Source organism: Mesorhizobium sp. M1066, from assembly GCF_040318635.1.
GTDB lineage: Bacteria > Pseudomonadota > Alphaproteobacteria > Rhizobiales > Rhizobiaceae > Mesorhizobium.
The window spans coordinates 139,191-151,312 of sequence record NZ_JAMYMR010000003.1 but is presented as its reverse complement, the minus strand read 5'-3'; the positions used below and the strand labels follow the sequence as shown (position 1 = coordinate 151,312).

12 protein-coding genes and 1 tRNA gene are annotated in these 12,122 nt (G+C 60.2%); 8 read left to right on the top strand and 5 right to left on the bottom strand.

Translation table 11 applies throughout. From position 1 onward, the window contains the following. Together NKH52_RS06465 and NKH52_RS06460 are read right to left on the bottom strand one after the other, a co-directional pair. On the bottom strand, window positions 1–483 hold the full coding sequence (locus tag NKH52_RS06465) for a hypothetical protein (RefSeq protein WP_352728601.1): 483 nt from the start codon (window positions 481–483) through the stop codon (window positions 1–3). Window positions 484–866: 383 nt separating this feature from the next. Continuing rightward, window positions 867–1,124, bottom strand: a complete 258-nt coding sequence (locus tag NKH52_RS06460) for a PepSY domain-containing protein (protein ID WP_128303661.1) — start codon at window positions 1,122–1,124, stop codon at window positions 867–869. Window positions 1,125–1,798: 674 nt separating this feature from the next. Here NKH52_RS06460 and NKH52_RS06450 point away from each other — a divergent pair. The 5 genes from NKH52_RS06450 to NKH52_RS06430 all read left to right on the top strand — a co-directional run bounded on the left by NKH52_RS06450 (window position 1,799) and on the right by NKH52_RS06430 (window position 6,274). After that, window positions 1,799–2,152, top strand: a complete 354-nt coding sequence (locus tag NKH52_RS06450) for a hypothetical protein (protein WP_352728603.1) — start codon at window positions 1,799–1,801, stop codon at window positions 2,150–2,152. A 50-nt stretch (window positions 2,153–2,202) separates the two neighbouring features. Then, window positions 2,203–2,508: a hypothetical protein gene (locus tag NKH52_RS06445; RefSeq protein WP_352728605.1), complete on the top strand. Its 306-nt coding sequence runs from the start codon at window positions 2,203–2,205 to the stop codon at window positions 2,506–2,508. A gap of 334 nt (window positions 2,509–2,842) precedes the next feature. Further along, entirely contained in the window at window positions 2,843–4,558 is a 1,716-nt protein-coding gene (locus NKH52_RS06440) for a hypothetical protein (protein ID WP_352728607.1), read from the top strand. A 41-nt stretch (window positions 4,559–4,599) separates the two neighbouring features. Next, complete coding sequence (locus NKH52_RS06435) at window positions 4,600–5,619, top strand: DUF4062 domain-containing protein (protein WP_352728609.1); 1,020 nt, start codon at window positions 4,600–4,602, stop codon at window positions 5,617–5,619. Window positions 5,620–5,767: 148 nt separating this feature from the next. Beyond that, entirely contained in the window at window positions 5,768–6,274 is a 507-nt protein-coding gene (locus NKH52_RS06430) for a hypothetical protein (protein WP_352728611.1), read from the top strand. Window positions 6,275–6,404: 130 nt separating this feature from the next. Here the strand turns inward: NKH52_RS06430 and NKH52_RS06425 are convergent. Next, window positions 6,405–6,479: transfer RNA gene (locus NKH52_RS06425), tRNA-Val, on the bottom strand. Window positions 6,480–6,618: 139 nt separating this feature from the next. Then, a complete protein-coding gene (locus NKH52_RS06420) occupies window positions 6,619–7,302 on the bottom strand; it encodes a phosphoglycolate phosphatase (protein ID WP_127369243.1) in 684 nt (227 codons plus the stop codon). Window positions 7,303–7,622: 320 nt separating this feature from the next. Between NKH52_RS06420 and rpiA the strand changes: the two genes are divergently transcribed. The 3 genes from rpiA to gor all read left to right on the top strand — a co-directional run bounded on the left by rpiA (window position 7,623) and on the right by gor (window position 10,477). Beyond that, a complete protein-coding gene (gene rpiA / locus NKH52_RS06415) occupies window positions 7,623–8,354 on the top strand; it encodes a ribose-5-phosphate isomerase RpiA (protein ID WP_352728613.1) in 732 nt (243 codons plus the stop codon). Next, window positions 8,341–8,943: a DUF2059 domain-containing protein gene (locus tag NKH52_RS06410; protein ID WP_352728615.1), complete on the top strand. Its 603-nt coding sequence runs from the start codon at window positions 8,341–8,343 to the stop codon at window positions 8,941–8,943. The genes rpiA and NKH52_RS06410 overlap by 14 nt, the downstream gene beginning before the upstream one ends. Window positions 8,944–9,085: 142 nt before the next feature. Then, window positions 9,086–10,477, top strand: coding sequence for a glutathione-disulfide reductase (gene gor, locus NKH52_RS06405; protein WP_352728617.1), 1,392 nt, complete (start codon window positions 9,086–9,088; stop codon window positions 10,475–10,477). 60 nt (window positions 10,478–10,537) lie between these two features. On the opposite strand, the gene mgtE is transcribed toward gor, so the two are convergent. Further along, window positions 10,538–11,902, bottom strand: a complete 1,365-nt coding sequence (gene mgtE, locus NKH52_RS06400) for a magnesium transporter (RefSeq protein ID WP_352728619.1) — start codon at window positions 11,900–11,902, stop codon at window positions 10,538–10,540. Between the last annotated feature and the right edge of the window lie 220 nt (window positions 11,903–12,122).

Here is a 12,122-nt window from a genome sequence, read left to right as displayed (position 1 = left end):
CTAGCGCTCGAACAGTGGCCGCCGGAAGCCGGCGTCGCGCCCGGCGATCAGCCAATAGAGCAACCCGGCGACAAGGCCGGCAGCGGCAATGATGCCGATGTCGACCCAACGCTCCGGGTCCATATCCTCCGGTGCACTCGGCCAGATCAGGGCGAAGCCGCCGACCGCGGCGCCGGCGCCGAAAACCATGTGCAGCAGGACATTGCGCAACGAGAAGAACTCGGCGATCAGCGCGAAGATCAGCGTCTGCAGCGCGGTCACCACGATGGTCAGGAAATAGACGAACATGCCGAGCGGCGGCACCAGCAGCACCGCGATCGGCGAAACGCCCATGACGTCGAAATAGCTGGGCGCGTCGGGCAAGGAGCTGAGCACGCCATAGATCACCGCGATGGCGATCAGGCCGACCAGCACCGACACGAAGTAGCCGGCCAACATCATCAATATGCGCTTCATCACGTGCTTTGCCGTCGCCATCCCCATCCCCCAATGCGGCCCGCGTCGCGACAGTCAGCCATCAAAGCGGGGCTGACGCAAGGGGAGGCGGCCTTTGTGCCAGGGCAATCGCTTTAGGCCAACGACAAGTCCGACTTGCAGCGGAGAACGCCAATCGCCCCAAAGTCAGCGCTGCCCCTCATTGTCCTGCCGGACATTTCTCCCCGTATAGTGACGGGGAGAAAAGGCGGTTTGTACCGCTGGTGCTCATCTTTCAACGTTGATGATTGGCGAAACCGGCGATGAGAGCGTCCCTCTCCCCGTCACTATACGGGGAGAGGATGCCGGCAGGCAGGTGAGGGGCGGCGCTAGCGCGGAAAGGCCGATGACACAGCCAAGAAAGGGCCAGTGAATTCGCGTCGGAACGTCCCCTATTTCGGCTCCGCCGTCACAGGATCATAGGTGATTTCGACCTTCGCCTTGTCTGCCGTGTAATAGGTGACGGTGTAGGCGCCGCTGTCCCAGTCGACCTCGTCCACATAGCGAAAGCCGTCGCGCTGCTCGACCTTGGCGATGATCTCCGACAGCTTCTTGGCATTGGGCGGCGGCAACGGCTTGTCGTCCGCGGCCAAGGCCGGCCCACCGGCGAGAAGAACGGCGATGCTGGTCGCCAGCAGAAATCTGGACATGGCTTTCCCTCAAGTTTCGTCGGACAGAAACTCGCTGGCGCGCCGGTTTGTTCCGCAGCTGGAACAGATGATGATTTGGTCCGCCGATTTGCAGCTGCCCGAACGAGGGGCCGCCGCCCGCTTGCCTACGCAGCGCGTCGTTGAGCGGGGTGGAGACCTGAACGGGTGCGGCGAGGGTCGACGGCGGTCACGATGCTGTGGTGGTGATCGCAATAGACGCGATCCGCCGAAGTTGGCCCGGCACAGAAACGATAACCGCCGGGTACCGACCGGTCTTCGCTCACCGGGAAGCGGCACTGATAGACGCCTAGCTGAATGAGGGGGACGTCTTTCGAAATCGGTCTGATATTTTCAGGCATGGTTTTTCAGGTTCCTGGTTCATAGCCATTGCCGGCCGATGGCCGCAATGCGACCGTGTCAAGGCGAGCTTCTCTCGTTTTGGAGGGCTGTGCATCACCATATGGTGTTGGTCGCGGCGTCAATGAAGCCCGAAACCCTGCTTTTCGGAGGCCAATCATTGCGACTTAAGGCCACACTTGCTGCTGGGAGGGCGGGCTGCGGAAGCGAATACATTTTGTCAGCAGACAATGTGGTCGCGCCCCGGAGCGTCTCTGCGAACCGTTGCGCCGGTGCTAAAGTGTGCCTGCACTCACCAAACAGCAGGGATATGAGGCATGCCCGAAATCACCCGCCGTACACTTCTTGCGTTCACCGCCGTGGCCTCGGTCATTGAACCGAAATTTGCTGAAGCGGAAGGTGCCTCACCCGAATTGCGGGCGCTGATCGGAGCCCATGAAGCCAGCTATGCCGGGCTTCACAGGATTGTTCATCGAGCGGGCAGCAGCAGCCACGAACGCAAGACGGCAGACCGGATTGAACAGGAAGCATTGCTGGCCATCTGCTCCTATCCCGCAATCAGCCGAGGTGACCGCCAGGCCAAGGCCGATTACCTGTTGACCGCCGAGGCTCGGGGGGAACTCGACCTGGAAGAGCACATGCAGGCCATCCTGCACGCGATGAAGCGCTGATCGCGGCTCGACCGGCGTAGGGCAAAGCTTGGACGCATCAACAGGAGTCCATGCACGGCGACTATCTCGCCGTTTCCATTGCTGCGACCACGCATCAGTGGCTAATGGACGAAGCGGTCAGCAACCTGTCGGGCAAATGGCGGCCCGATGAATCCCCGTCCGTGCAGCTGGAACCGGAACGCTACACCGTCTATTGCGCCGACAACCGCATCGAGGTTTCGCTCTGGAATCTCGAGCAGATGAAGGTGCGGCGCAGCTCCAATGTCTGTCAGTTCCAGAGCTATACCAGTTACAGCAGCGCCTTGAATTTCGCGCAGAAGAATTTTGGCGGGGAAGGGGAGGGGTGTAGTTGTTGAAGCTGGTTATGGCTTGGAGCGCGTTGGATCCTCCTTCTGCAAGGCGATGTGCTTTTGGGAAGGCGATTAAGCTAATGGGAAACACGCAGTGAAGAATTCATCCGGCCCGCGGTCCAGAGTGCGCTAGCGTCTTTGTAGGGTGAGGAGGGCATGATAGAAAATACTCACATCTTTTAGATCGTCGGCCACAACCCGTTTTGATGTTCCCATTTTTACCGGTGCAGCCACTTATCTTCGAAAAAACTGTTACTCCCGTGGCTAGCGGCCAAATCGCCGTTGATTTAGTGCAAAAAGTAGTCATGTTCTTGTTAAGTTCACGCTAGGGGCGGTGGCGATGTCTGGACATGAAAAGTTGCTCAAGAGGGTTCGGGAGAGCGCCGAGAATCTTGGGCAGTTACTTGGCCCTTCCAGCAACATACCGTTGGAGCAATACGTCGATTTTACCGACGTACGGGGCCTTCACGATGCACTTGGCATCGAGGTGGACCAAGTCACCTTTGAGGACTTGGAACGCATCATCCTTATCCGAGACGGATTGTATGCCGTCATCGAAAACACCAAGGACCTTGAGGAAGATGCTGAGCACTCAATCGAGCAGTTGTCGAACGCCCTAAGCCGGCTCTACGTGGACCTAGAAGCGCTTCTCAAATCTAAGAATGCGATGGTCGACAGCGCTAAGGCTACGGTCGCCGAACAGAGCGAAACTAGCGAGATACAGATTTCCAAAGCTGGGAATATCGCCCAAAATATCATCAATGTCTCGAACGAGGTTATCAACAACGTTACCATCAGCCAGCGGACCATTCAGATTAACATCCTGAACGGCGTCAGCATTGATACCCTTAGAAATCTAAAGGTGAGGATCCAGCGGCTAAGCGCGAGCGCATTCGCTGTGAAGGTTCACCTCAATGCTAAGGTCATTTACGAGGGGACGATAAAATTCCTCACCGCAGGCGCTGACAAAGTCCTCTCAGACATCAGGGCAATTGCAGAAGCGCTGAAGGCGAGCTTTACCTCGGCGGCGGATCTCGTAAAGAGTCTCGAACCTGTAATCGCGGCAGGCACCCGCTTCGTAAAAGTGGTCGGCAGCTTGATTACTGGTGCCTTGGATGATGAACCGGCCCAGAAAGAGGTTACATTCAAGGTTGCCCGTATCCTACAGAGCAGGGGGCTCATATGCTCGACGCCTTTGGCTGATGGGGGCATCGCCATTGGTGGCCGCAACAGTATATTGGTTACCGTAGAACCTTCTGGAAAGGCGACGCCGCAGGTCATCGAAGGCAATCAGACGATACTAGCCATCTCGGAAATGGCGTCTGGGCGCTATGCCTTGGGGACTCATGACGGGTTCCAAATATGGTCGCCTTCTCACACGGGGTTCCGGGGTGAGAGGTCGAGCTTTTACGAGAAAGTCGTCGCGATATCTCGGCGGCAGCGCCGCAAGAGCGTCGAGACGATTGTCTCAGCCACCAGCGATGGCGGCATTAGGCGCTGGTGGACGCCGGCAGAAGGTTTGGACCAAGTCCGTGATAGTGACATGGTTCCGCGCGACGTCGTGAACCGGGTGGGACGATCCATTCAGGCGCTCGAAACGAGGGGCAACCATGTACTCGTCGCAACCGGTAACCGCATCGTGGTGCTAGACCAAGATTTTGATACCGAAAGGGATATCGACCTTGGGCAGCGCATTAATGCTATGTGCGTACTGAGCGAACATGAGGTGGTCGCCGTCGGAGAAGGATTAGTTGCTGTAGTCGACTTCAGCGTTGGTGTTTTCTCTCGCGTGCTTAGTGTTCCCGCATTTGTCGACTACAGCAGTGTGGCCAAACTTGGAGAAGGGTTGATCGCTGTAGCGACTAGCACCGGAATCCTTCGGTCAATCAACCTTCGGTCTGGCGGTGAAACTGGTGAGATTGACCTGTCGATGCCAGTGAGAGGGCTTGCTGTCGCAGGGCGTTTTCTTGTCGCCTACGGTGGCGACTGGAATAAGCCGTCTAAGTCGCTCTGCCTCGTGTCGTGGGAAGAGAGCGAAGCACGTATCGCAGCGTGATAGTGTGCCACGGTCTCCGCAACCGAGCAGGGAGAACGTCTATGGACGTCAAATATCAGGTGTTCGTCAGCTCAACCTATGCTGACCTGATCGACGAGCGCCGCTCTGTCATCGAATCTATCTTAAATATGGGCCATATACCGGTCGGGATGGAGGCTTTTCAGGCTAGCGATGATAGCCAGTGGGATTACATCAAACGCCGCATCGACGACAGCGACTACTACGTCCTGATTGTCGCGGAGCGGTACGGCTCTGAGCTGAAAGGGAAGAGTTACACGCAGATGGAGTATGAGTATGCCGTCTGCCAGAATGTCCCTACTGCGGCTTTCTTGCTTGAAAGCATGGCTCGCAATATCTGGCCTGCGGAGAAGGTAGAATTTGAGAAGAAAGCCAAGCTGGAGCGATTTCGCCGGCTGTGCGAGAAGAAATTGGTCAAATACTGGCGCAACAAGGACGATCTGGCCGGTAAGGTCGCGATGGCTTTGAACGAGCTAACCCGCCAAAAACCTCGAACGGGCTGGGTCAGAGCTGACAACCTCCCGTCTGCCCAAGTCTTAGCAGAGTTGGCACTGTTATCTGAGGAGAAGCGCTCCCTTCAACAACAGGTCGAGCGCCTCACCGGCGAGGACGTGCTTACTATTCCCGGCGATTATATGTGGCGCATTCGGCGATTGGAGGAGGAGAGCATCGAGAGCGTGCTTGCCTGGAAAGAAGATCAAGGCACCAAGCCGCTACTGGATCTCTTCTTGGAACTCGATTTTGTCCTCGTAAGAAGCCCGGACACAGACGATCTTAAGGAGCATTTTCGTGATTTTGTAAATTACGAGCTTGAGGTCTACGAGCTGGAATCGGTGATGAACGAATATGTGAAACACGGACTTCTGGACGCGAACACCATCTTCAATGGCCATGCCGAGCCGGTGTCGACATATCACCTAACCGACAGGGGCAAGCAGTTTTTGATGTATGCAACTGAATGGCGATCCCGGAAGTCCGCCGCGAAACGGCAAGAACATTCCACAACCCCTGATTCAGATCCACCAGCCCAAATACAACCCTGATCCGGTTCCCGATGGCTACGCTATCCCCGACAGCAACCCGCCCAAAGTGGGTGCGGCAGTGGAGAACCTGGGAGCGCCTCTGCTTTTCCGGCTAGATTCTGCGCTAGCCCGAAGTAATGTGCCGATGGGTTTATCGGCGGGGTTCTAGGTGGCACTCAGAAGTGTGAAGCGGCCTCCCAAAGAAGGGAAGAAGCCTTTCGACCGCGCCACCGCAATCGCCGTCGTCGCTTTGATTGTGAGCATCAGCCAATGGATTCTGCCACCGATCTCTGGATGGTATTTTTCCCCGCGCCTGATAATCAGCAAAAAATATCAGGGCGATACGGACGCCATGTTCTTCATATTCAATGCGGGTGGTGGAACCGCGCGAAACATCGAAGTGCTCTTCACTTCGCCCGACTTTGTTGACTACGACGTAACCCCAGACGTGGGAGCCACGTTCACCCTCACACCGCCTATATACCTCCGCCTGTCGTATCCCCACATCGACGCAGGACAACTGCTGTTCGTTCACATTGGTCATAAGAGCCTCGATTTATACCGAGCGCTGAAGCTGGATGTCGCAGGGCCGTCTATCTACCTATTCAGATCGGAGGATGGGGCCGGTGTGGTTGACGCAAGCCCCCCTCCGCCTCTGCCGCCACCTCCGCCCTAAAAAGCCGTGCGCAGATAAGGCCGCCCTTAAGCCAAACTGCCGCAATCGCGCACGATTTCGTTTACGCGCCAGTAACATTCTTGATGAAAGTGAGTAGGGCCAAATCATCCAACCATTTCGAGAGATTGGATGGTGGGCGATGCAGGGATTGAACCTGCGACCCCACCCGTGTGAAGGGTGTGCTCTCCCGCTGAGCTAATCGCCCGCTCGTTGCCCGAAGGCCAAGCGAGCCGCGATATAAGGGAGGCGGGTGCGGGAAGTCAAGGCAGTGTCCAGTGTTCTGACGAGGATCGGATTTGCTGCCCTCACAGCCCTGTCTCGGACCGACGCCGGCCGCCTTCCGGTCAGTTTCCGGCAGCGGCAATCAGCCTTTGCGCCAAGTCGAGCGTCAGCGCGTCGAAATGCGAGATCACCGCCGAGGGTTCGAACTCGCGCACATGGCGGTCGGTGTAGCCGAAATCGACTGCCACCACCGGAATGCCGGCGGCTTTCGCCGTGTCGATATCGGTTTGCGAATCGCCGACCATCAGCGCGCGGTGCGGGTCGCCGCCGGCCAGCTTGATGGTCTCGATCAGATGGCGCGGGTCGGGCTTGCGGAAGGCGAACGTGTCCTGGCCGGCGATCGCGGCGAAATGTTTGGTCAGGCCGAGCGCCTCGATCAGCGCCAGCGAGTTGGCTTCGTATTTGTTGGTGCAGATGGCGAGGATATAGCCGGCCTCCTCGAAGCGCGCGATCGCCTCGACGACACCGGGGTAGGGGCGCGACTTGCCGGGGATGTTGAGCGTGTAGTGGTCGAGGAAAAGTTTCAGCAACCGGTCGTGCTCCTCGACGGCAAGCGATCGCTGGTGGGCGGCGTGCGCCCGCTCGATCATCACCCGGCCGCCGTGGCCGACGAAACGCCTGAAGCCGGCTTCGTCGACCGCCGCGATCTCGCTGGCGGCAAGGCTGTGGTTCAGGCTGTCGAGCAGGTCCGGCGCTGTGTCGATCAGCGTACCGTCGAGGTCGAACACGATGATCGGTCGGGTCATGGTCTGTCCTGGGCAGGTGTGCAATGGGCAGGCGATAGCGGCTGCGGCGCGTCAAGGCAAGCGCGGGGCCAGTTCGTTCAGGCGGGCCTGCCCATCGGGCCGGGCATTCGCAGCGGACCGTCCTATATGAAAAAACCCGCCTCGGCGGCGGGTTGCTGGCGCAAATCAGCACCATGGGCAAAAATGTAGCATAGCTGCACTCACCGGTCAAGGAAATAATTCCTATACGAGCATCACCTGGGGACCAGCCGCCTGGGGCTTTGACCGGACCGGCAAAAATGCTACGAGCCCGGCAGCGAATTTCCGGGACAATAACCGACATGGATGCAAGGCAATTGAAGGTCGAAGCCGCGCGCGCCGCACTTGCCCATGTGAGCGACGGCATGCGGCTCGGCATCGGCACCGGCACAACGGCCGAGGAGTTCGTGCGGCTGCTTGCCGAAAAGGTCGCCACGGGCATGACCGTTATCGGTGTGCCGACTTCGGAGCGCACCGAATTGCTGTGCCGCCAGCTTGGCGTGCCGCTGTCGACGCTGGAGGAAACGCCAGAGCTCGACCTCACCGTCGACGGCGCCGACGAAGTCGACCCGGAACTGACCTTGGTCAAGGGCGGCGGCGGCGCGCTGCTGCGCGAGAAGATCGTCGCCGCGGCGTCCCAGCGCATGATCGTCATCGCCGACCGCTCCAAGATGGTCGAGACGCTCGGCCGTTTTCCCCTGCCGATCGAAGTCAATCCATTCGGCCTGCGCGCCACTGAAATCGCGGTTGCCGCAGCGGCTGAAAAGCTCGGTCTTTCCGGGCCGGTCACATTGAGGATGACGGGGGGACAGGCTTTTGTTACAGACGGCGGCCATTTTATCCTCGATGCATCTTTTGGCCGCATTCCGGATACAAGAGCGCTTTCGAATGCTCTCCACGCCATTCCGGGCGTGGTCGAGCATGGTCTTTTCATCGGGCTGGCTTCAGCGGCCATCATCGCCGGCGGCGACGGTATCCAAACCGTCCATGCCGCCCGAAAACCAGGGAGTTCTACCGATCATGATGTTGCATAACCGGGTTCGCAGCCTTTCCGTCCTTCTGGCGGCGTCGGCCATTTTCGCCTTCTCTTCGCCGGCGTTTTCGCAGGATGTCACGGATTCGCACCTGAAGGCCGCCCGCGCGGCGGTCGCTGCGATCCACGCGACCGACCCGTTCGATGCCATCCTGCCGCAGGCAGCCGCGGCGCTCGAATCGCAGCTGATCCAGAAGAACCCGGACATGCAGGAACTGATCGGCAAGACCATCAACGAGAAGGCTCTGGCGCTGGCCTCGCGCCGCGCCGATCTCGAGAAGGAAGCAGCACTCGCCTACGCAAAAGTGTTCTCCGAAAAGGAACTGACCGACATCGCCGCTTTCTACAATTCCGATTCAGGCAAGAAGCTGCTCGATAGCGGCCCGACGGTGACCCGCGAATTGGTCAAGGCAGCCGATATCTGGCAGAACGGCCTCGGCCGCGATCTCGCCCAGCAGGTCGGCGAAACGCTGGCCGCGGCCGCCAAGGCAAAGGCGCAGGCAGCACCTGCCGCGCCCGCCGACGGAGCCGCCGCTCCGGCCGATGGCGCAGCGCCCGCCGATGGCGCGGCCCCCGCGGACAACAACTGACCTCGCATTTTCAGATGGCCTTGCGGCCTACTGCTTCAAATGGCCTTGCGGCCTACTGCGAAAGCCCGGCCTGTCCGGGCTTTTCTTTTGCCGTTTTGCGGCCTACCTGTCTGACACATTTCTGAAGCCTGGGAGCCGCGTCATGGCCGGTTACGACTACGATCTTTTCGTCATCGGCGGCGGCTCGGGCGGGGTGAGGGCGGCGCGTGTCGCCGCGGCTCTCGGCAAGCGTGTCGGCATCGCCGAGGAATACCGCTATGGCGGCACCTGCGTCATCCGCGGCTGCGTGCCGAAAAAGCTCTATGTCTATGCCTCGCAATTTCCCGAGCATTTTGCCGACGCCGCCGGCTATGGCTGGACGGTGCCGGAAGCCAGCTTCGACTGGCAGACGCTGGTCGCCAACAAGGATCGCGAGATCAGCCGGCTGGAGGCGATCTACGTCAGGAACGTCGAGGGCGCCGGCGGCGAGACCTTCCACTCGCGCGCCATGATCGTCGATCCGCATGTCGTGCATCTCCTGGGTGAGGATCGCACCGTCACAGCAGACCAGATCCTGATTGCCACCGGCGGCCGCCCGGCGGCGCATCCGGCGCTGCCCGGCCATGAACATTGCATCTTTTCCAACGAGGCTTTCGACCTCAAGGAATTGCCGAAGGCGATCATGATCGAGGGCGGCGGCTACATCGCCGTCGAGTTCGCCAACATTTTTCACGGTCTCGGCGTCGACACCACGCTGGTCTATCGCGGCAAGGAGATCCTCAGCCGGTTCGACATGGACCTGCGGCGTATGCTGCACGAGACGATGGAAAAGAAGGGGATAAGGATCCTCTGCCATTCCGTGTCCGAATGGATCCGCAAGCGGCCGGACGGCCGGCTCGACGCGCTCGTCAGCGGCGGCGAGGTGCTGACCGTCGACCAGGTGATGCTGGCCATCGGCCGCATTCCCAACACCGAGAATATGGGCCTGGAAGGCATCGGACTGGAGATGACCAAGACCGGCGCCATCGCCGTCGACCAATATTCCCGCACCAACGTCGACAGCATCTGGGCGATCGGCGACGTCACCAACCGCGTGCAGCTGACGCCGGTGGCGATCCATGAGGCAATGTGCTTCATCGAAACCGCCTTCAAGGGAAATCCGACCGCGCCCGATCACGAGACGATCGCGACCGCCGTCTTTTCACAGCCGGAGATCGGCACTGTCGGACTGTCGGAGGACGACGCCGTCAAGCGCTTCCCCAACATCGAGATCTACCGCGCGACATTCCGGCCGATGCGGCACACGCTGTCCGGGCGCGACGAGAAGATGCTGATAAAGCTGGTGGTCGATGGCGCGTCGAAGAAAGTGCTTGGCGCCCACATATTGGGGCCGGACGCCGGCGAGATGGCGCAGCTGCTCGGCATCCCGCTGAAGGCCGGCCTGACCAAGGAGGATTTCGACCGTACGATGGCCGTGCATCCGACAGCGGCGGAAGAACTGGTCACCATGTACAAGCCGACCTATCGCGTGAAGGACGGCGCGCGGGTCGATTGACGGCAAATCCGGGTTGAGGAACTCCGCCGCGGCAAGGTCATGCCACGGCGGAGATGGTTGCTACAGCAGCGTGCCGCGCAGGATCACCAGCGCCACCGAGAAATAGATCACCAGCCCGGTGACATCGACCAGCGTGGCGACGAACGGCGCCGATGCGCTGGCCGGGTCGAAGCCGATGCGTTTCAAGGCGAACGGCAGCATCGACCCCGACAGCGAACCGAAGGTGACGATGCCGACCAGTGCAGCCCCCACCGTGGTGGCGATCAGCGGCCAGTGCGGGCCATAATCGTAGAAGCCCATATATTGCCACAGCGCGATGCGGCAGACGCCGACCACGCCGAGCATGGCGCCCAGCACCAGGCCGGTGGGCAGCTCGCGCAGCGCCACCCGCCACCAGTCGCCAAGCCCGATCTCGCGCAGCGCCAGCGCGCGGATGACCAGCGAGGTCGCCTGCGAGCCGGAATTGCCGCCGGAACTCATGATCAGCGGGATGAACAGCGTCAGCACGATCGCCTTCTCCAGCTCGCCCTCATAGCTCTGCATGGCGTTGGCCGTCAGCATCTCCGAGATGAACAGCGCGCAGAGCCAGCCGCCGCGTTTCCTGATCATGGCGAGGAAGCTCATCTTCATGTACGGCTCGTCCAGCGCCTCCATGCCGCCGAAACGGTGCGCGTCCTCGGTCGTCTCCGCGACCATCGTGTCGATGATGTCGTCGATGGTGACGATGCCGATGATCTTGCCATGGTCGACGACCGGAACGGCGAGCAGATCGTATTTGGAGATCGTCTGCGCCAGGGTTTCGCGATCGGTCAGCGGGCCGACCGTCACCGGAAGGTGATCCGGCGCCACCGTCATGATCGAATCGTCCGCCTCCCCGGTGATCAGCCGGCGCAGGCCGGTCGAGCGCACGAGCAGGTGCGTCTGCGGATCGACGATATAGATCGCGTAGACGGTCTCGCGAGTCCGCTCCACCTTGCGGATGTAGTCGAGCGTTTGCCCGACGGTCCAGTCCGAGGGCACGCTGACGAACTCCGTCGTCATGATCGATGCGGCGCTGCCTTCGGGATAGCCGAGAATGGAAAGCAGCGTTGCGCGCAGCGGCGGCGCAAGCCCGCCAAGCAGCTCGGAACGGGCCGGCTCTTCCAGCTCGCGCAGGATGTCCGCGGCCCGGTCGACCGACATGGCGGTGAGCAGCTTGCCCGCCTTGACGCGCGGCAGCGCCTCCATGAGTTCGGGCGCGCCGTCGAGTTCCGGCTGATCGAAGATCTCGACCAGACGTTCGAACGTCACTTCACAGAGCAGTTCCGTCGCGGTTTCCCGAGGCTCCCTGTTCAGGGCCTCGACAATGTCGGCGACGTGATCGTTGGCTAGGATACGGGCAATCGCGACGGCGTCGTCGCTTGCCACCGTGGTAAATTCGTTCATGGCTCACTCCTTGCCGTCCGGCAGGACATGAACCATGTGAGGTCACGTCAGGGCGGACGGCTGTTGCGTTCGACTGTGACTGTCGCCAGGCATGGCGCGGTGACCTTTCCGCTTGCGGGTTCGCGTTTTTTACTATCTGCAAGCGGGCGCAACATAGGAGCGCGCCTTGCCGTGTCAATCGCGGTGAGGAGGGAAAACGCCGGCGCGCGGCCGAGATCGC